At 47.8% G+C, this 20,038-nt stretch carries 18 protein-coding genes and 1 pseudogene; 8 read left to right on the top strand and 11 right to left on the bottom strand.

All coding sequences use genetic code 11. The features are described from left to right. Positions 1-147: 147 nt before the first annotated feature. A complete protein-coding gene (locus AC2VDX_RS00520) occupies positions 148-714 on the bottom strand; it encodes a PadR family transcriptional regulator (protein WP_378172985.1) in 567 nt (188 codons plus the stop codon). A 227-nt stretch (positions 715-941) separates the two neighbouring features. On the opposite strand from AC2VDX_RS00520, the gene AC2VDX_RS00515 reads away from it, so the two are divergent. Together AC2VDX_RS00515 and AC2VDX_RS00510 are read left to right on the top strand one after the other, a co-directional pair. Continuing rightward, positions 942-2,336, top strand: a complete 1,395-nt coding sequence (locus AC2VDX_RS00515) for an efflux RND transporter periplasmic adaptor subunit (RefSeq protein ID WP_378172988.1) — start codon at positions 942-944, stop codon at positions 2,334-2,336. Between the two features lie 109 nt (positions 2,337-2,445). Further along, positions 2,446-5,637, top strand: coding sequence for an efflux RND transporter permease subunit (locus AC2VDX_RS00510; protein WP_378172990.1), 3,192 nt, complete (start codon positions 2,446-2,448; stop codon positions 5,635-5,637). 159 nt (positions 5,638-5,796) lie between these two features. Here the strand turns inward: AC2VDX_RS00510 and AC2VDX_RS00505 are convergent, their stop codons facing one another. Both AC2VDX_RS00505 and AC2VDX_RS00500 read right to left on the bottom strand, forming a co-directional pair. Continuing rightward, positions 5,797-7,452: an alpha/beta hydrolase gene (locus AC2VDX_RS00505; protein ID WP_378172993.1), complete on the bottom strand. Its 1,656-nt coding sequence runs from the start codon at positions 7,450-7,452 to the stop codon at positions 5,797-5,799. A gap of 161 nt (positions 7,453-7,613) precedes the next feature. Beyond that, a pseudogene (locus AC2VDX_RS00500) lies at positions 7,614-8,038 on the bottom strand (phytochelatin synthase family protein); the annotation flags it as partial. 213 nt (positions 8,039-8,251) lie between these two features. Between AC2VDX_RS00500 and AC2VDX_RS00495 the strand changes: the two are divergent. The 3 genes from AC2VDX_RS00495 (at position 8,252) to AC2VDX_RS00485 (ending at position 9,180) form a co-directional block, all read left to right on the top strand. Beyond that, positions 8,252-8,464 carry a hypothetical protein gene (locus AC2VDX_RS00495; protein ID WP_486928073.1) on the top strand — a complete coding sequence of 71 codons (213 nt, stop codon included), beginning with the start codon at positions 8,252-8,254 and terminating at the stop codon, positions 8,462-8,464. Further along, on the top strand, positions 8,436-8,696 hold the full coding sequence (locus tag AC2VDX_RS00490) for an Rpn family recombination-promoting nuclease/putative transposase (protein WP_486928072.1): 261 nt from the start codon (positions 8,436-8,438) through the stop codon (positions 8,694-8,696). Before AC2VDX_RS00495 ends, AC2VDX_RS00490 begins: the two co-directional genes overlap by 29 nt. Positions 8,697-8,877: 181 nt before the next feature. Then, positions 8,878-9,180, top strand: a complete 303-nt coding sequence (locus tag AC2VDX_RS00485) for a Dabb family protein (RefSeq protein ID WP_378172999.1) — start codon at positions 8,878-8,880, stop codon at positions 9,178-9,180. A 170-nt stretch (positions 9,181-9,350) separates the two neighbouring features. Here AC2VDX_RS00485 and aspS read toward each other — a convergent pair whose 3' ends face one another. Both aspS and AC2VDX_RS00475 read right to left on the bottom strand, forming a co-directional pair. Next, complete coding sequence (gene aspS / locus AC2VDX_RS00480) at positions 9,351-11,156, bottom strand: aspartate--tRNA ligase (RefSeq protein WP_378173001.1); 1,806 nt, start codon at positions 11,154-11,156, stop codon at positions 9,351-9,353. A gap of 264 nt (positions 11,157-11,420) precedes the next feature. Continuing rightward, complete coding sequence (locus AC2VDX_RS00475; RefSeq protein WP_378173004.1) at positions 11,421-11,726, bottom strand: hypothetical protein; 306 nt, start codon at positions 11,724-11,726, stop codon at positions 11,421-11,423. A gap of 207 nt (positions 11,727-11,933) precedes the next feature. On the opposite strand from AC2VDX_RS00475, the gene AC2VDX_RS00470 reads away from it, so the two are divergent. After that, positions 11,934-12,455: an orange carotenoid protein N-terminal domain-containing protein gene (locus tag AC2VDX_RS00470; RefSeq protein ID WP_378173007.1), complete on the top strand. Its 522-nt coding sequence runs from the start codon at positions 11,934-11,936 to the stop codon at positions 12,453-12,455. Between the two features lie 111 nt (positions 12,456-12,566). Here AC2VDX_RS00470 and AC2VDX_RS00465 read toward each other — a convergent pair whose 3' ends face one another. The 3 genes from AC2VDX_RS00465 to AC2VDX_RS00455 all read right to left on the bottom strand — a co-directional run bounded on the left by AC2VDX_RS00465 (position 12,567) and on the right by AC2VDX_RS00455 (position 16,310). Beyond that, positions 12,567-13,331, bottom strand: a complete 765-nt coding sequence (locus AC2VDX_RS00465) for an ABC transporter ATP-binding protein (RefSeq protein ID WP_378173010.1) — start codon at positions 13,329-13,331, stop codon at positions 12,567-12,569. 84 nt (positions 13,332-13,415) lie between these two features. Next, a complete protein-coding gene (locus AC2VDX_RS00460; protein ID WP_378173061.1) occupies positions 13,416-14,633 on the bottom strand; it encodes an ABC transporter permease in 1,218 nt (405 codons plus the stop codon). 93 nt (positions 14,634-14,726) lie between these two features. Then, positions 14,727-16,310 carry an efflux RND transporter periplasmic adaptor subunit gene (locus AC2VDX_RS00455; protein ID WP_378173013.1) on the bottom strand — a complete coding sequence of 528 codons (1,584 nt, stop codon included), beginning with the start codon at positions 16,308-16,310 and terminating at the stop codon, positions 14,727-14,729. A gap of 318 nt (positions 16,311-16,628) precedes the next feature. On the opposite strand from AC2VDX_RS00455, the gene AC2VDX_RS00450 reads away from it, so the two are divergent. Then, complete coding sequence (locus tag AC2VDX_RS00450; RefSeq protein WP_378173016.1) at positions 16,629-17,513, top strand: tetratricopeptide repeat protein; 885 nt, start codon at positions 16,629-16,631, stop codon at positions 17,511-17,513. A gap of 244 nt (positions 17,514-17,757) precedes the next feature. On the opposite strand, the gene AC2VDX_RS00445 is transcribed toward AC2VDX_RS00450, so the two are convergent. Continuing rightward, complete coding sequence (locus AC2VDX_RS00445) at positions 17,758-17,991, bottom strand: Nif11-like leader peptide family natural product precursor (protein WP_378173019.1); 234 nt, start codon at positions 17,989-17,991, stop codon at positions 17,758-17,760. Positions 17,992-18,081: 90 nt separating this feature from the next. Between AC2VDX_RS00445 and AC2VDX_RS00440 the strand changes: the two genes are divergently transcribed. Further along, positions 18,082-18,615, top strand: coding sequence for a DUF7733 domain-containing protein (locus tag AC2VDX_RS00440; protein WP_378173021.1), 534 nt, complete (start codon positions 18,082-18,084; stop codon positions 18,613-18,615). A 341-nt stretch (positions 18,616-18,956) separates the two neighbouring features. On the opposite strand, the gene AC2VDX_RS00435 is transcribed toward AC2VDX_RS00440, so the two are convergent. After that, positions 18,957-19,175 (bottom strand): hypothetical protein, encoded by a 219-nt coding sequence (locus AC2VDX_RS00435; RefSeq protein WP_378173024.1) that lies wholly within the window; start codon positions 19,173-19,175, stop codon positions 18,957-18,959. A 162-nt stretch (positions 19,176-19,337) separates the two neighbouring features. Beyond that, complete coding sequence (locus AC2VDX_RS00430; RefSeq protein WP_378173027.1) at positions 19,338-19,769, bottom strand: nuclear transport factor 2 family protein; 432 nt, start codon at positions 19,767-19,769, stop codon at positions 19,338-19,340. Positions 19,770-20,038: the final 269 nt, after the last annotated feature.

Raw genomic sequence — 20,038 nt, 5'->3', positions numbered from 1 at the left:
TTGCGCCAAGAACCTGAAAATGCAGACCCCTAAGCTTGATATTGGTGCATTCTGCTAGAAATAATTGACTACTTTAGCCCTACAGATAGTCCTTGTATTTCTCTTGACATGGCGTTGCCATTGTTCGGTTGCAGGATTCGATGTCTCTCAAGTGGCGACGATTCTCGTCTCTACCTCGCTTTGCCCCGAACTTCCCAAAGAGGGTTCTGTTCGCTCAGATGCCAGTTGTTCGGTCAACCATTCGATTTCGCTTCGAATCACTACCATACATCTGCGCCAAACTTCTGCCTGGTAGGGATCTGCTGGCAGCGGTTCCCTTTCTTGGAGATCCTGGCGCAGCCGACAAACCATCAGGCGATGCTCCAGTAACTTAATCCGTTTTGCGGGTTCTAAGTTACCAAAAAAGAAAAACTTGATCGTGAAGCGAGAGCGAGCATTCACCCAGCTTTCATGGGGATATTCCATCATCTTGTGCATCCATCGCTCGCGCCCTCGATCCGTAATGCTGTAACTCTTGCGGAGCGAACCCGCTTCGCCTTCCTCCTCTACCAACACTGATATTGCACCCCGTTCTTCCAGGCGCTTCAAGAGCGGATAAATAGCTCCATAGTTGACGCTGATACAACCACTCATGAACAGCTCTAGTTGCTGTTTTAAGCGGTAGCCATGTAGCGGTTCGCGTTGTAGTAGACCTAAAGTAGCTAATTCCAGCATTTATATCAATCTGATACAATTAATTGTTGCATTTGATTTTAATATATGTAGATGTTATCTGCTGTCTCTCTGGCTCAATCATCGGACTGAGGTGGGGTGGCAATGACCGCAAGCCCATTAAGAAAACTATATAAGCCAATAGCGACGCTGTTGAAAGTCGTTTAATAAGTACCGCTGTTTAAGACTAAAGCGTGCTATCAAGCTAAGTAAAAGGAGAGGAAACGACAATGCCCGATCCTGAGTCCCCATCCCCAGTTTCAGTTGACAAAGAACAGATGGCGATCGCAGACGATCGTCAGGCTCTAGAATACGATGAGTATGAGGCAAATGAGCGGTATCAACCCCGGAAAAGACAGCGTTGGTCTGTGGCGCTGGGAATTATCCTTTTAATCGTCGGTGCAGGTTTTGGTTGGCGGTGGTGGCATAGCCGTGCCAGTGAAGCACCGAATGCGACTGCGGCGGCGGTGGGTAAACCTCAAGGAATTCCCGTCAAGCTAGCAACGATAGAGATAGGGACGATTCTGGAAAGTTCCGAGTTTGTCGGCGCTTTAGAAGCGCAACGTTCGGTGGTACTCAAGCCTGAAATTGACGGGCGAGTCAGTCAGATTTTTGTTGCTGAAGGCGATCGCGTTCCCGCTGGTAAGCCCTTAGCCCAGCTCAGCCGCGAAAAGAGACAAGCCGAATTAGCCAGCGTCCTCCAGGCTGTTAACGCCGCCCGCGCCACCCGTGCCAATGCCGTCTCGCAAATTAAAGCCTTACAAGCAGAACGGGTTTCTCGTGTCGCTGAAGTAGAACTACAAAAGGAAAACTTCCGCCGTACTTCCACCCTCGTACAGCAAGGCGCGTTGCCAAGAGCAGAACTAGACCAAGTTACCCGCGATATCCGCGCCGCCCAAGCCGCCTTAAATGCTAGCAGCGAAGGCATTCAGGCAGCTCAAGCCAGCCTTTCCGAAGCGCAAGCCGGGGTAAGGCAAGCTGAAGCCAACGCCAATCTTTCCAACGAACAACTGAAAGATGCCACAATTGTCGCCCCCATCGCTGGCGTTGTCGGACTTATTCCAGTCAAGTTAGGGGACTACGTTAAGAGTGGCGATACAATTGCCACGGTTACTCAAAACCAAGCGCTAGACCTGCGGTTATCTATCCCGCTAGAACGGGGGCCAGATTTACGCTTGGGGCAGAGAGTTGAAGGGAAGGATTCTCAAGGAAAATTGCTAGGTACAGGTCAAATTAGTTTCATTTCTCCTAGAGTAACTAGCAATTCTCAAAGCATTCAAGCAAAAGCTAGCTTTGACAATTCCCAAGGACAACTGCGGGATGGACAATTTATCAAAGCCAATCTGATTTGGCAAGAACGTCCGGGAGTTTTAATCCCAACTAGCGCTATTTCTCGCTTGGGTGGATCAACTTTTGTTTTTGTGGCGCAATCTCAACAATCTCAACCAGGACAAGCGCAACCAGGACAAGCCAAGCTTGTAGCTAAGCAAAAGCCAGTGAAGTTGGGCGATATCCAGAAAAATAATTATCAAGTGCTAGAAGGATTACAACCAGGCGAAAAAGTTATCGTCTCAGGTATTCAGAATTTATCTGATGGCGCTCCCATCATTCCTGAGTCTAAGTAATCAGTAATGGGTAATAGGTAATGAGTAAGGTAATGGAGAATTTTCTTCACCAATCCCTAATATCTAATACTTAATACCCACCAATTACCAATTACCAATTACCAAAACTATGTTTGTTGATTTCTTCATTAAGCGACCTGTATTCGCTACAGTCTGCTCTTTGGTAATCCTGCTAGTGGGAGCAATTAGCATTCCCACGCTACCAATTGCCCAGTACCCGGAAATCAGCCCAACCCAAATCACTGTTACTGCTAACTACAGCGGGGCTAGTGCTGAAGTTGTGGAAAGCGCGGTCACGACTATTTTAGAAAGGCAAATTAACGGGGTTGAGGGGCTAAGATACCTGACTTCGAGTAGCAGTAACGATGGCACCAGTCAGATTACAGCTACCTTTGACTCGTCGCGGAACAAAGATATTGCCGCTGTAGACGTACAAAATCGAGTTTCTGTCGCCCAACCACAGTTGCCTCAAGCGGTGCAGCGGACTGGCATCAGGGTGAATAAGCAGTCTACAAGCTTGCTTTTGGCAGTCGGTTTGTACGCCCAAAACAAAGAGTACGACAACATATTTTTAAGTAACTACGCTGACCTCTATTTGACCGATGCTCTGAAAAGATTAAAGGGCGTTGGTGATGTGCAAATTTTTGGCGAACGCCGATATTCTATGCGCGTATGGCTAGACCCTAATCGGCTTGCCAGTCGCGGTTTAGTCGATCGAGATGTTGTTAATGCGCTCAACGAACAGAACTTACAAGTTGGTGCTGGGCGAATTGGTCAGGAACCATCGCCGGAAGGGCAAATGTATCAAATTGACCTGCGGGCTGTTAGCAGACTGACAGAAACCTCTGAATTTGAAGACATTGTCTTGAAAACAGATACGGATGGGACGCTGGTTAAGCTGAAAGATGTGGGTCGGGTTGAACTTGGAGCAGAAAATTACACTTCGTTTCTGCGATTTCGAGGCAACGAAGCTGTCGGTTTAGGGATTTATCAACTTCCTGGCAGTAATGCATTGGATGTTGCCAAGGAAGTCAAAGCAGAAATGCAAAAGCTGCAAAAGATTTTTCCCCCTGGACTGAAATATCAGGTGGCGTTTGATACGACCCTGTTTGTGGAACAGTCGCTTTCGGAAGTACTCAAGACTCTCTTTGAAGCGATCGCGTTGGTTGTTTTGGTCATCTTTGTTTTCTTGCAGGACTGGCGAACCACGATCATTCCCACGATTACGATTCCGATCTCCTTAATTGGTACTTTTGCCTTTATCAAGATTTTTGGGTTTTCGATCAATAGTCTGACCTTGTTTGGTCTGACTTTGGCGACTGGATTGGTGGTTGATGACGCGATTATCGTGGTTGAGGATATCAGCCGCTTTATTCAGGAAAAGGGAATGAATCCCCGTCAGGCGGCTTCTGAGGCAATGGCAGAACTGTTCGGGGCAGTGATTGCAACTTCACTGGTGCTGATGGCTGTGTTTATCCCCGTGGCGTTCTTTCCCGGAACGACTGGGATACTTTACAAGCAATTTGCACTGACGATCGCGTTCTCAATTGCACTCTCTACTTTTAGCGCGCTGACCTTAACACCTGCTCTCTCAGCGTTGTTGCTGCGTCAGGGACAAAGACCTCCCAGATGGCTTGGTTGGTTTTTCGATCGGTTTAATGCCGGATTTGACTGGACGCGCCGGAAATACCAGCGATCGCTCACCGTCCTTTCCCGCTTCAAAGGAGTTGTCATCGGGCTATTTATCGTCTCTTTGGGACTGACTGCTTGGCTTTACCTGAAGGTGCCTACAGCATTTCTTCCTGAAGAAGATCAAGGCTATTTCATCACCGTCATCCAAGGACCAGAAGGGGTGTCGCTGAACTATACCAGCGAAGTGATGGCAAAGGTAGAAAAAGAAATTCTCAAAAATCCCTTAGTTGTGGGAACTTTTGCGGTAGGGGGCTTTGGTTTTAGCGGCAATACTGCCAACAACGGTCTCATTTTTACCACCCTCAAACCTTGGGAGGAACGCCACGGTGAGGGTGAGTCAGTGCAGGCAATTCTTGGCAAACTGCGCGGAACGCTTTCACAAATTACAGAAGCGAGAATTTTACCAGTGAATCCTCCGGCAATTCAGGGATTGGGCAGTTTTGGTGGCTTCCAGTTTGAGCTGCAAGACCAACGCGGTAATAATAACTTGGATTCTCTGGTTCAGACGATGGGACAGATGCTCGGTCGTGCCAATCAAACACCAGGATTACAAGCTGTTTTTAGCACATTTGCTGCGAACTCGCCTCAGCTACTGGTCGAAGTCAACCGCAATCGAGCGAAAGCGCTGCAAGTCTCGATAGACGATATTTTCAATACCCTGCAAACTTCCTTAGGGTCGCAATATGTAAACGACTTCAATCTACAGCAGCGAAATTATCGGGTGTACGTCCAAGCAGACAAACAATTTCGCTCTAACCCACAAGATATCGGTCAACTGTACGTGCGTTCCCAACAAAATCAAATGATTCCTCTGAGTAATCTAGTCACGATTACTCCCACAACAGGAGCGCCAACAATTAACCATTACAATCTGTTCCGTTCAGTGGAAATTACTGGATCTCCGGCTCCTGGTTCTAGTTCTGGAGATGCTATTAAAGCAATGGAAAAAATTGCTCAGCAGGTTTTGCCCACTGGTTTTAGTTATGAATGGTCGGGGACTTCACGAGAAGAAATCGAATCTGGAGGTTTAGCACCAATTATCTTTGGTTTAGGGCTGGTTTTCGTATTTTTGGTACTAGCTGCCCAGTACGAAAATTACATTGACCCTCTGATTATTTTGCTCTCTGTTCCTCTAGCTATTTTGGGGGCACTTTCGGCTCAGTCACTGCGCGGTTTATCCAATGATGTTTATTGCCAGATTGGTTTAGTGATGTTGATTGGTTTGGCAAGTAAAAATGCGATTCTAATTGTGGAATTTGCCAACCAACTGCGGGATAAAGGTCTTTCGATTACTAGAGCGGTAATTGAAGCGTCGCAGGAGCGTTTGCGACCGATTCTAATGACTGCTTTCTCGTTTATTTTAGGTATTGTACCGCTAGTAACAGCGGAAGGAGCAGGTGCAGGTAGCCGTCAATCTCTAGGAACGGCGGTGTTTGGCGGAATGCTCGTGGCTACTTTGTTGAGTTTGTTTGTGGTGCCAATTCTGTATATCGTGATTGGGACGCTGCGCGATCGCTTTAAATCTGGTGGGAAAAAATCCCGTAGCAAGTCTAAACAGACTAAAAAACTAGAACCGAGTCGAGAAGCTGATATCTTGCACCATCACTGAGCGCACAAATTTATAAGTCACTTGTGTGTACACGGTAGCCTTTTTAAGGGGGGAAAATCTTCTTGCGTCCCCCAATTTATCGGGGGATGCAAGGGGGATCTCTAACCCATAGCGTTTGAAAAAGCACTTTTCAAACATCCTCTAATGACCAAGGACTAATTACCTTTTTGATTGATTCTGAAGAAAATCGTCAACTACTGCTTGTGCTTTCGGCGGAATCTCAGTGACGAGGCGAATCGGGAAAGCATCTGTTGATGCCAACTGGGCATATTCTGGGGTGAGGAAAATCGCGGACTTGGCAGCATCATCTGTGAGTTGTGCTGCCATTGCCAGCGCGATCGCTTTCATGTAGCTGCGGATGGCAACCGCTTGTTCGCCGACGACTTCACCGCCCGTGTAAAGTGTATTCGGTTGTCTAGCTTGATCTTGGGTAGTGCTGGGATCTTTGACACTCAAATGGGTGCCTCCCACCACACCCACCAACCATTTTGGGGCGGGTATTTGAGAAAAGCCGATAATTTGTTCGGTTAAAGCCGGAGTTGTCTTATCGGCGGAAGCGGCTTCAATTAAAGTGGGGACTTGCACGGCGCTCAAACCCGTTTCGCCAAAGAGTAAAGAGGTGGTGGGATTGAAAGCGATCGCTGCTTTGACTCTGGGATCTCGCAGTTGATAGCGGTCTTCCGGAAGTCCGCTGGCAAAACACTGGGAAGCTTCCCCAAGATTAAAGGAAATCACGTTACCTTTACAGCGCTCTTTTAAAGACGCTAATTGCAACTCGGCACCAGCAATAGATAAAGCTGTACTACCGCCCAAAGAATACCCGATTACCATGACGCGATCGGGTGCCAGTTTACCCTGAAGTTCCCCTGCCTTTTGGTTCAGCTTTTCTAGTTCGTCGATAACAAAACTGATATCCTTAGGACGATCCAAAAACTCCTGAGCATCCAACAGAGGAGCCTTGCCTCTGACTACCTGCTTCACATGACTTTCGTTACTCCCAGGATGTTCTAAGGCTGCCACCACATAGCCATAGGATGCCAAATGCTCTGCCAAGTAGCGCATATCGGTGCGAACCGAACCTAACCCATGCGATAGAACAATAATAGGTTTAGCCGGAGAAGCTGCTTCCGACCAGTAAACATCAACGGGAATTTCACGGCGGCGCTGGGTATCATTTAGTTTCAAGTTCAGCACCTGCACGGATGCAGTTCCTGGTAGCGTCGGATCAAAGGGTAAATTAAGTTGGGGGCGCTTGACAGTCAGTTGGGGGGCAATCTCCGCCATAAACCACTGAGTTTGCCAAAAAGCGCTGTTAAAATTTTCGACGACTTTAAACGCCCGATTTAAGTCTATATAAAGCGTTTGACGGGGATAAGCTTCGATAAAGCTGAGCAAAGAGAGTCCTTCTGGTGCCCTAGCCCCCAATACCAGTCCCGATCGCACATCTAGCACCCCGACGTTATCCTGACGCGATGTTGTGCTAGCCAAAGCAGATGCGATCGCGCTGCCAATCTCAGTATCAAGTAAGCGACTCACTTGCAGAACATCAATATCAAATTTTGCCCTCAGTGCTGATAAAATTTGGCTTCGTTGTTGAGAAGACAGGTTTCTTGCGAAACTTCTCAGAGACGATGGGGCAGTTCCCGTTTCCGCAAGCTGGCGGAGATCCGCGATCTCAATGGATTCAGTAGAGAAGCCTTTCCGAACCACGATGGTTTGAGCGGCTTGTACAGAAGGGGTCGCGCCGCTGATGCTGTAGGCGCAACCACCGATGAAGCTGATAACTGACAACAGCCATCTCAAACGCGATCGCATGAATATATCTCCTTTTTTATGCTTTTTCGCTATCTGCTTGCAATTATTGTAGGGGCGCACGGCTCTACGCCCCTACAGATATATACCGTGCAATTTATTCTCCACAGGCACAAAGCGTATGACGTTAGGCTATAGCCTTTGTCTGTGTAGCGGCGACTTTTTCACTTCCGCATCTCTGACGAAGAATCGGCGCGGGATTGACGCGATACCAACACAAACCCCCGCGTCTTACCGGAATCAGGATCTAGTGTCGCCATTGCCTTCCAGAGGTCTTCTGCTTTCACCCAGACTGGGGGATACAGCACTTTTGAAGCTAGTGAGGTACGAGGATCGCCTAAAACCTTTGATTTTGGAAGCTTGACTGTACCTCATCCAGAAAGAAAACGCTGTATTTGTAGCGGGAGACATCTAAAATCAAAAAGCGATCTGTCTTTTCGTTGTAAGCAGCAACTGGGGAGATATGTCCTCCCTTTTCCTGACCGATTGCTTTAAGCAAGTAGTTGACTAAGACAAAATTTCCGGGTTCTTGCAAATTCTTAACTACCAGGCTGCGAAAAGCGTCTGCGCCAGCAGTCCCCCACTTGTAAGGCAAAGCCATAAAATAAAACCTCTTAAAGGTACACCGATAACTTTGAGTAAACTATTTCGATACGTGCTGGAGTTCATGGCTTTTTCTGCAAGCTTTCCTGAGGTAGCCGCCTAGGTTTTTCTAACCTTAGACAGATGTTTGTCAATTATATAAGAAGCTCATCCCGATGAATTAGGAATAGCCGCCGCCGAATCTATTGGCATCGGCATTGTGCAATTAGTCGTGGAGAGAAGAGCGAGAACTCTTAACAAAGCTAGGCGGTTACTTGAGCAAGCGAGACAAGGAATTGAAGATGAAGAAACTAGGCAAAAGTTTAGAATAAAAGCGAAGCATCCTCTGGCCCCCCTTCTTCCGAAGGGGGGTTGGGGGGTTGGCATTGATAGAGACGATCCTGTTGTACAAGTTTACCCAATTGAGTCGTGAGGAATTAGCACAAATGTTGGGAATCGACGATGAATTTAGACAGACAAGGATGTATCAATCTATTAAGCAGGAAGGCAAGTTAGAGGGCAAGTTAGAGGGCAAGTTAGAGGGCAAGTTAGAATCAGTGCCTCAATTGTTGGCAATGGGATTGAGTATAGAACAGGTAGCACAGGGATTGGGATTAACCATAGAGCAAGTGCAGCAAGCAGCTCAAAAGCAGCAGGACAATTGAGAACAATTTGGTCTTGCCAGTGTAATTTGTTTAAGACAGCAAGCACCAACAGAAGCAGGGTTGAGGAGCGATCGCTTGTGACTGAAAAGAAAAGTTTTATTGAGAGCGATCGCGTCTGGCTTTGTGTTCTTTCTGTTCCCAGCTAAGCTTTTAGATACTCTGCCATCAATAACCCAAGCAAATGCCTCAGATTCAACACATGGTTCTGCTCAAATTTAAACCAGAAATAACGCCGGAAAAGATTGCAGATTTGTTAAGCCAACTGGGTGAACTTCAGCAATTAATTCCAGGCATTACCTACTATGCTGGGGGAGCCTATTCTAGCCACGAGGGGTTGAACCAGGGCTACAACCACGGATTTTTGATGACATTTGAGAGCGCAGACGCCCGCGATGCCTATTTGCCGCATCCCGAACACGAACGAGTTAAGTCGGCGATATTGGAATGCTTAGACGATGCGATCATCTTTGATTTTGAAGCTTAATGGTCTTTTGTAAGATTGGGAAGATAGGAGAGCGATCGCGCGATTATTTCCTCCCGCCTCTGTTTCACTTTCCGACGCCCGTAACTGAGCCGCAATTCTTGTAATACCCAAAAATTTTGAAGGCGCACAATTCCTTGTGCGCCTCTAGCGCTAGAGAGCGATCGCGCGAGTTACTGCTTGTCTTTATCGCTGGATTTCGGCTTGTATGTCGAAGCGACGTGCAATTCCTTCAACTGCTTGGCATCGACACCAGAGGGGGCATCGGTCAATAAACAACGAGCCTGCTGCGTCTTCGGGAAGGCAATCACATCCCGAATCGATTCTTCACCCGCTAAGAGCATCACCAAGCGGTCTAAGCCGTAGGCAATCCCCCCGTGCGGCGGCGTGCCATATTCAAACGCCTCTAGCAAAAATCCAAACTTGCTATAAGCTTCCTCTTTAGACAAGCCAATGGCTTCAAACACCTGCTCTTGAACCTCGCGCTGGTAAATCCGCCGACTTCCACCGCCAACTTCCACGCCATTGAGAATGAGGTCATAAGCTTGCGCCCGTGCCGTCTTCAGGTCGTGCAAATCATCGGGATGGGGGGCAGTAAACGGATGATGCAGCGCCTCTAAGCGCTTCTCATCAGCATTCCACTCAAACATGGGAAAGTCTGTCACCCAAAGCAAGTTGTTTTTGTCAGGATCGATGAGTCCCAGTTCGCCACCAATCACCTGGCGCAATCTGTCTAGGGTTTTATTAACCGTATTCGTATCGCCAGCACCAAATAGCAAAAGATGACCGGCTTTTGCACCTGTGCGACTCAGCAATTCTTGCTTTTGCGCTTCGGTGAGGTTGTCTTTGATCGCGCCAATGGTATCGAGTTCGCCGTCATCTCGCACGCGAATATAGGCAAGACCCTTAGCACCGGCAACGCTAGCTTCTTTAAACAGGTCGCCGCCTTGTTTGATCCGCACGTTGGATAAGGCGTCGTTTCCGCCGGGAATGGGCAATACTTTGACGATGCCGCCAGAGGCTACAGCGCCGGAAAATACCTTAAACCCAGAATCTTTGAGCAAATCGGAAACGTTGACAAGTTCTAAGCCAAAGCGGGTGTCTGGTTTATCGCACCCGTAGCGATCCATCGCTTCTGCATAAGTCAGGCGCGGGAAGGGACGGGGTAGGTCGATGTCTTTTACGGTTTTGAAGATATGGCAAACTAAACTTTCGTTGAGCTGGAGAATCTCTTCAACAGACATGAAGCTCATCTCCATGTCTAACTGAGTAAATTCTGGCTGTCTGTCGGCGCGTAAATCTTCATCCCGGAAGCAACGAGCAATCTGGTAATAGCGGTCATAGCCGGATACCATCAGCAGTTGCTTAAATAACTGCGGCGACTGAGGTAGAGCATACCACTCGCTGGGATTGACGCGGCTGGGTACGAGGTAATCCCGTGCGCCTTCGGGAGTGGATTTGGTGAGAATCGGCGTTTCTATTTCGATGAAGTTTTCGATATCTTCTAGGTAGCGACGGATGGCTTTGACGACTTGGTGACGCAACTGGAGGTTGCGAGTCATGCGATCGCGTCTTAAGTCTAAATAGCGATACTTCAGCCGCAAGTCTTCGCGCAGGGATTCTGTGTCTCCCGCCCCTACTTGGAAGGGCAGCTGCTTGTATACCTGATTGAGCAGTTCAATTTTATCTGCGTAAATTTCAATCTCGCCCGTCGGTAGGCGGGGATTGAGTGAGTCTTCGGGACGTTTGCTGACTCGACCTGTAATTCTGAGGACGTATTCGTGGCGCTGGGAAGCCGCCTCTTCGTAAGATTCAGGCGTGCGTACAGGGTCGCTGACAATTTGAACGATGCCGGTGCGATCGCGCAAATCTAAGAATATGACACCCCCGTGGTCGCGGCGACGGTCTACCCATCCACACAAGGTGACAGTTTGTTCAATATGTTCGCTTCTAACTTCGCCGCAGTAATGGGTTCGCATGGTTGCCGATCGAATGCTTGCTGAAAGATTGGGATTTAAAGGTAACAAAATGTGAAAGCTTTGCCCATTATCCTGCATTCTTTGTAATTCTGTTCAAACTGCCAGAAGCTGAACCTACCAAACCCCTAACGATTCCTGACATTGGCACCAAAATAACTAAAGCTCAACCAACAGTCGGTTGAGCCATATTTTTGCATTTTTAGCTTGGTTTTTGCGGAAGCCCCGCGCTATATCCTTTTATCGCTATTATCGGCTGCTTTTTCCTTATGCTCTAGGATTGACATCCTTTGCCATTTCCCGAAAGTCGTCTGGATTGCTATGGGCTTCTGGTGAGGATTTCATCTCTGTTGGCTGGGGCATTTTCTTGGCAGCACCTGTTGCGGCTTCAGCAGCTTGGGCACCAGCACCACTCCGGTCAACTTCACTCACGCTAAGCTCTTTTGATGCTGCGTAGTCAGCGTCGAAATCGACACTTTGCGTTGCTTCTTCACCCGCAACCATGCGTTCGGCTGCTAGTTGGGCATCTTGGGTTGTCGCTTGTTGCGGATCGGGTTTCACTTCTTCAGTCATAAGTAACTCCTATTTATTTAGACTTTTTTATCGGCAATTTAGATTTTAAGGGAGCGATCCCCGTTCCTTTGACCCTCTTGAGATAGATCCTCACCCAACTCTCAGTCTGCGAAACCGAGTTAGTCAAACTCTCTCTCTTGGAGGGCGATTTTAACCCGCAAAGTTTGTAACTTTTGGAAATATGAACCTCACTGTTGGATAAAATTTATGACTGCAAACCAAAAATCTCAAGCTCTTTCCAATGAAACTCAAAAAGTGGTTGAGGCTTTTGAAGCGTTGAACACGGATGACAAACTGGCATGGTTTTATTATGTTTATGAAAAGATGGGAGACTCGATTACTCCCGCTGCCCCAACTGCAACCGATCCAGAACTGGCTCCGAAGCTGTTAGGAGAATTCTTTGATTTGGATGACGATCGCCAGTTGGCAATTATGCGAGAAATTGTCAACCGCGAAAATACAGAATATTCCCATGCCTATGGGTCGCTGAAAGAGAATAATCAGTTAATGGTTTGGTACGCCTGGGCGCAGGGTATGGGTGATACGGTAGTAGACGTGCCCTCAGACTACCAAGCAAATAACCCAGTTAACGACCTGATGAGCCAAATTGAAGGTCTTGACTTTGAGGGACAAATTTCTATGTTCCGGACAATCGTTAGCAACATGGGCTATACGGACGTAAAGCCAATTCCCTCTCAAGCTGAAACTGGTAAGACTGCCAGTCTCTAAATCATTCCATTTTGCTATCGCAGGGGCGCATAGAATAAAGCGCCCCGCGATTTGAGCCGAAATGCCATTAAAAAAAGAGCGTTCTTGGGATTGAACGCTCTTTTTTTGAAATTAAGAAACGGCAACTTTACCAATATCTCCTGGGGTGAGATGGGAATGCAGCACTTGTCCATCGCGGAACCAGACGATGCGTTGGGTGAGACGAGCGACTTCGGGTTCGTGAGTTACCATGACAACGGTGATGCCACTGGTGTTCAGTTCTGTGAAGATATCCATCACTTCTTGGGTCGTTTTGGAATCCAGTGCGCCGGTGGGTTCGTCGGCAAGCAGTAAGACGGGTTTGTTGACAATGGCACGAGCGATCGCTACCCGCTGCTGTTGTCCCCCAGACAGTTGATTTGGTCGGTTATTCAGTCGATGCTCTAAACCGACGCGAGTCAGAGCAACTGTTGCTCGCTGGCGTCTTTCAGCACTAGGAATACCCGCATAAACCATCGGTAGCATGACATTTTCTAGCGCTGTTAGTTGTGGCAAGAGATGGAATTGTTGAAACACAAAACCAATCTTACGATTGCGAATTCCCGCTAAGTCAGCGTCTTCTAGAGAGGACACATCCACGTTATCTAGGTAATATCTTCCGTCGGTGGGTCGGTCGAGACAACCGATAATATTCATCGCAGTAGATTTGCCCGATCCAGACGCCCCCATAATCGCGCAATATTCGCCTTCCTCTACAATTAAGCTCACACCAGCAAGGGCGCGAACTTCTGTATCGCCAATCCCATAAACCTTGGTGACATCCTCCATGCGAATGACGACAGGTTTTTGAACAGGACTGAAGATTGAGGACTGAGGACTGAGTTGTTGATTGCTCATTGGTAATTGAAGGATTGAAGGATTGTTCAAAAGCTCTTAGCTATGAACGATGAACCATGAACCATGAACATTGCGAAGTGCATTTTAAGCGCTCCGCAAAGCTACAATTGGGTCGAGTTTAGCGGCTCGTCGCGCCGGGACGACGCCAAAGAATAGCCCAATACCGCCGGAAACACTGACGGCTAGGATAATTGCCGCTGGAGAAATGCCAGCTTTCAGAGGGGTGACGGCGCTGATGAGCGAGATTCCGCCGACGCCAATCAGAGTCCCTAGTAAGCCACCCGCCGCTGAGAGAAACACCGCTTCGATGATGAATTGAATCAGGATATCTTGCTCTCGTGCGCCAATCGCCTTGCGGAGTCCGATTTCTTGGGTGCGTTCGGTGACGGAGACGAGCATAATGTTCATCACGCCAATGCCGCCGACAAATAGGGAAATCGCCGCGATCGCCGCTAACATGAATGTCAAGCCGCTGGTGATCGTGTTAACAATGGTCAAAAGGTCTTTTTGACTGCGAACCGTAAAGTCATCCTCACCGTTGATTTTGTGCCGCAACCGCAGCAGATTTGCCACTTGAAACTGAGCGGCTCCAATGCTAGCTTCATCTTTGGCGGAGATAGAAATGGCTGTCACCTCAAGACCATAGGGAGACGTATTTCCCACAATCCGATTAGCTAGGGTGGTGATGGGTACATAAGCAGCTTCATCCGGATTGTCTCCCAGGGCCGAACCTTTGGGTTTCATCACGCCAACCACTTGAAAGCTGATATTTTTAATTCGTAGTTGTTGTCCGATGGGATCTTGATTGTCAAACAATTTATCTGCCAACTCTGATCCCAGGATGACAATTTGGTTACTCCGCTTAATATCGAGATCGGTAATAAATCGTCCTCGCTCCACATCAAAACTTCTAGCTGAGAGATACTCTGGCGTTGTACCGAGAATTGAGGTAGTAGTATTTTTACTGCGATAGGTGACTAATTGTCTGGAGTTGATTTGGGGAGCGACATCTTGGACGGAAGGCACCTGAGTTGCGATCGCTCTCGCATCTTCCAGAACCAGCGTTTTCGGCACCTCAAATGTCGTATTGCGAGTTTTCTGAGAACCGGGAACCACAAATAGCACATTTGGTCCCAGCGACTCAAACTGCTCCGCTGCTAGCCTTTGCGCTCCCTGTCCGATGCCCACCATCGCAATCACCGAGGCATTGCCAATCATAATGCCCAGCATGGTGAGACTGCTACGCAGTTTGTTTGCCACCAGGGTAGTGGCAGCCATTTTGACGCTTTCTACAATATCCATATTCGGTAATGGGTAATCGGGAATGGGTAATGGGTAATCGGGAATGGGTAATGAGAAGCGTGACCAATGACAATTACCCATTACCAACTGTCTTTACTCCTCTTGCTTGGGTTTGCGATCTTTGGGTAAATCAATGAATACGCGATCGCCTTCTTTGATGCCATCTAAAATCTGTGTTTGGTTTTCAATCGATGGGCCAATGGTCACAGGTTTAAACTGGGGTTTATTCTCCTCATCAGGCACTAACACACCCGTCTTTCCTTTCTCCGTGACAATTGCCACCGTGGGAACGACCAAGGCATTATTCGCAGGTTTACCCAAAAAAATCAGGTCAACATTCATTCCCGATCGCAGTTGCTCCTTGCCAGTTTCTAGGACTACCCGCACCTGAAAAGACGTGACATTTTGCTCAATGACCGCTTCCGGCGCAATCAGCTTCACCTTGCCTTTAAACACCTGGTCAGGATAGGCATCTGCCACAATCTCAACCGGCTGTCCCTGGGTAATCTGTCCAATATCAACCTCTGGGACTTTCGCCAGAATTTCTAAATCTCTGGCAATCGCAACAATCGATGTTGAGGTGGCGGAAGCCGTACTGGAAGCAGAAGTCGTGGGAGTGACGAAAGCGCCTTCTGTGGCGTATTTCTGCGTCACAATCCCAGAAAACGGAGCGACGATTACCGTGTCAGAGAGCTGGACTTGCACCGCCTGCATAGAAGCTCTGGCGGCGTCAGCTGCTGCTTTTAGCTGGGCAATCTCCTCTTGGCGCGTCCCATTTTCTAACTGTCGCAGAGCAGCCTGCGCTTCTGCAACATCCGCTTCGCGCTGGGAAATTTCCTCGCTTCGACCGCCCTTTTGGCTTTGCTGCAAGGCAGATCGCGCTTCTGCTACCGCCGCTTGACGCTGCTGAATTTCTTGGCGGGTGCTGTTTTTGAGTTGCTCTAGCCGTCGTTGGGCTTCTCTAAGGTTGGCGCTGGCATTGCGGTACTCTGTCAGCACCTCATCCAACTGGTCTTTAGAAATGGCTCCTTGAGAAGCCAGCTGTTGATTGCGATTGGCTCGTTTTTGCGCTAAATCCACCCGCGCTTCGGCGGCAGAGATTTGAGCTTCGGTCTGGGCAATTTCTTCGGGACGACCAATTTGCACCGATGCTAAATTCGCTTCGGCTTGATCCAGACGGGCTTTGAATTGGGCGATTTCTTCGGGACGACCCACCCGCGCCGCTGCTAAACGGGCTTTAGCTTGCTCTAGACGGGCTTTTGACTGATTGATTTCTTCGGGACGGCTCCCGGCTTGAGCTTGTTGCAGTTTGGCTTGAGCTTGCGCCAGATTGGCTTTGGCTTGAAAGAATTGAGCCTGAAGTTGGGAATTCTCCATTTGGGCGATTTTTTGCCCTTGCTGCACTCGGTCTCCCTGCTCGACGTATAATTTTGCCAAACGCCCAGATGTTGGAGGGCTGAGATTGACGCTTTGAACTGGCACGACAGTACCGCTAGCGGTAATCCGTACTTTCAAGGTTTGCGATTTAACGGGTACGGTCAGATTCTCGATGTCTAGTTTGGGTGTTGCCCGACCGATGATGAAATAAGTCGTACCAACTACCAAGATGCTAGATGCTATCAGCCCAATGACCCAGCGAGAAGGGTTCTTGACTTTGCTTATTAGTGGAAGTTGCATTCGTGTAGTCTTCAAGTCCGGTAGTACGAATCAACAGGCTGCTTGCGGGAGGGTGATTTTAATGACGATGGGATTCAGCTTTAGCACCAAGGAGTCACACTCAACTGTATCTATCTACAGCAAGTTGCTTATTCTTTCCCTATGTTAACGAGTTTGAACTTGCTGACGGATTGAACCATACAGAAAGTGTTTCCCGCCAATCCGTTACAGCGATCCCCAAATTGACGTGTGGCTTTGCTCTCGATTTCTGCTAGGGTCAGTTAAATTATTGGTAAGGTTGCTGAACATTCCTTCGCATTATTTCTTTGAGGCTGCACCGTGCCTAAGCGTCTTTCTATATTCCCGCTTCTCGTTTTCCTTGGTTTAGGGAGCGTTGCTCTCCCCGCCTCTGGGCAGGCACTTGTGCCCTATACGCTACAAATGGATTCAAAAGAGCTAGAGCAGCAGGGCTTGAACCTGGCACAAGATGCGGCTCAGCTAGCGCGATTCCAACAATACGATCTGGCACTGCCTAGAGCGCGACTGGCGACTCAGCTGGCTCCTAACAGTTATCAAACCTGGTTTTTACTGGGGAGTTTGTTTTTGCAAGCGCAGGAGGTAAATAAGGCGATTGATGCCTTGCAACGAGCTAGAACCCTTCAACCTAATGAGCCGGGGATTCTATTTGCTCTGGGAAGTGGGCATTTTCAGCAGGAAAAGTATCAGGAAGCTGTTAGTGCTTTGCAAGCTGGGTTAAAGATCAAACCCGATGTCCCGGAAGCTTTGTTTGATTTAGGCAATGCTTACTACAAACTGAAACGGTTTCCAGATGCGATCGCTCAGTACCAAAAGGCGGTCGCTAAGGAAAAGAAATTCTGGCCTGCGATTAATAATATTGGGCTAGTTAAGTACGAAATGGGCGATGTGGATGGAGCGCTCGGTCAGTGGCGTTCCGCTAGCTCTTTCGATAAGGAGGCGGCAGAACCCCGGTTGGCGATGGCGGTGGCGCTGTATGCGAAGGGCGATCGCGAACAGGGTTTGTCTTTGGGAGAGGCAGCGATTCGGTTAGACAGTCGCTACGCCGATGTAAAATTTCTCCAAGAAAATCTTTGGGGCGATCGCTTGCTCGCAGAAACGAAAAAGTTCCTGCAAATTCCCAGAATTCAGGAAACAATTGCCCAAAATGAAAACGAACCTCCACAACAGCAAAACGCCCCTGAGTGAAGCATGAATAATAAAGGATGAAGGATAAAATTTTATCCTTTATTCTTTATTTTTTTGCGGGTAGTTTTAAAAGTAAGGGCATACAAGCTCAGGACAAACCCACAGACACTAGATAGGGTGTAGGGTCTACGCCAGATGCGATGCTCAACGGCTGAGTTTTAATGTTCGATCGCTGTTTTACTTCCACAGTGCGATCGCTCCAGCAGCGCGATCGCTCCCAGGCGCGATCGCTTTAGCCTATGCACTAAATCCAGTTAACCTTCCGCAGCCAGGGCCAAACGCCCGTCTGCCTTCTCAAAATGACACCTTCACTATGTTCTTTAACAACATCCTTCAATTCTTCAGTGGTCAAGGCGTAGCCTAATTCACGAGCAACTTTTACAAATTCCTCTGGACTGGCTACTTCTTGGAACTTTTCGCGTAAAGCTGGATCGTAGGTAGCAGCTTCCAAAAATTGACACGCACTTTCTTTAGACATCTTGACAATTCCCCTACTGTAATATGTCTTTTTTAGCTCATGCACTACAGCAATTTCAAGCGTTATACTGCTGAAATTCTTTTTTATCCTATGTTACACATGACCGCATCTACCAACCTGAATATTTTTTTAGAAAACCTCCTATTCCTGGTAATTGTTACGTCTTTTCTTGTGTTTGCGGGTTGGCTTTGGAGACATTCACCTCCTTTCTCGATTCCTCAACCACTTCCGCCTTGGTTTAAAGCGTGGTTATTTGTTGTACTGCTAGTGGGAGTGGCGCTTCCCCTGGTAGCAATGGTTCTGTGGGGCGTATGGTGGAATCATCCCAGCGTGTTGCAGTCACTGGTGCCGTACTTTGTCATTTTGGGGTTACAAATCTTATCCGAAATCGTGACAGGGAGAAGGTTTCAATCCTGCACGTTCGTGATGGTTCCTTGCTTATACCTTCCTTATCGCGTTTGGCAATTGTATGGTGGATTGACGCTTCTGAATTTTGAGAGTGGGACAATATGGGTACAGAGATTATTACTGCTAGAAATTGTTCTTTGGATTTTTAATTACGGCGTACACTTGTCGCAAATTCCACGGCTTCTTAGTTGGGAAGTAAAACCTCAAAGCGATTGAATTTTAGCGGCGGTTGTTGGAAGATAAAAGGATGCGAATAGCTGAATCATCCCAGTATATAACAATCCTATTTGAGTTGTGAGCCAGCGTCTCAGCTCCACGACTTCGTAAGAGTTGCCCTAGGATCTCGCCTTCACGAATCATTTAGGACTGCTATAGACAATCTCAAAATATCAACTTATCATTTTTATACTAGAGATTTTTAAGTAAGAAAAATATATTCTAAAATTTTATAAAATTCTCCGAATATTTCAGAATTGTATATTTTTAGAATAAAAGCGCAGGGAAATAATAAAAGAAGCAATAATCAAGTAATAGAAATTCTCAATCAGCGGCGCTGTTTACATTAGGGCAGAAATTTCATCTACAACCTTCAGCCGGTTCTTGCGGACAGCGTAAAGTAGTCGGTCGATTGCTCGCTGGTCTTCTTCGTTGATTGAATCTTGCAACAGTGCAGCCATCAGTCCATATCGGTCAGCGAGAGTAATGCTACCAGAGTGAGTAGCTTGAGCAAAGAGTTCAGCGATCGCAGATTCGAGAGGGCAGATTTGAACAGGCATCGTTACGGGTATTAACTCGATACTTCTAATATCCAGCTTTTGTCCGTCTTACTGAGTGATTAAACACTTAGAAAAATGTGACAATACCCTGAACAATCGTGCGATCGCAGGTTTAGGTAAAGGTGATGAGCGCCCGATCGCTGAGTGATATAAATCACACGACTAGCCAATCGGCTGAGACGGCTCTGGATGCGATTCTACCTTGGGCTGAACCACAACCGAAAGATACTCGCGGTAACGACAAATCTTGTCGCCGCGAACATCGAAAGAGATTGCCCCTCGGTTCTGATAAGGCTTCCCCCGCAGATGCCCCTGAGAGCGAATCTCAAATACAACTGTCGTCTCGTTACTGGTGACGCCATCTAGCGTCACCGCCAGCTCATTGTTGAAAGCTTCAGACGCATACTCAAAGAAAGCAGCTGCCCGTGCTTTACCGACATTCTCCCCCTGGTATTGCCCCACTGGAAACCAGAAGCTAAAGTCTTCCGCAAGCATCTCCAGGAACGGTTCCCACTCGCCGGTTCCCATACCATGAATAAAGTGCCCAAATGCACGCTGGGCAGTTTCCATCGTGCTTTGTTGTGTTTGTGCCATGTTTGTAAGCTGCTGCAACTAAATCAATTGTGGCAAACACAAGGGCAGATAAGCAGTAGAAATCTCATAGGAACCGCCGGATGCGCTGCTTGCACGCTTCGGATGCTGCTACCAGCTACTAGCACCCTCGGCGTATTGTCCAACCGATAATTAGTGCTGAGGAACTTTCAAAAATGCGGCAAAATTAAGATGCGAATCTTCGGAGACAAGCAGCGATGAATGGCAACCAAAATGAGGGGCAGGCTTCGATTCTGCCTTTGCCTGAAGAT

Source organism: Coleofasciculus sp. H7-1 (genome assembly GCF_057473865.1).
Note: the sequence above shows the minus strand (reverse complement) of the source record. Positions and strands in the feature narration are given on the sequence as shown.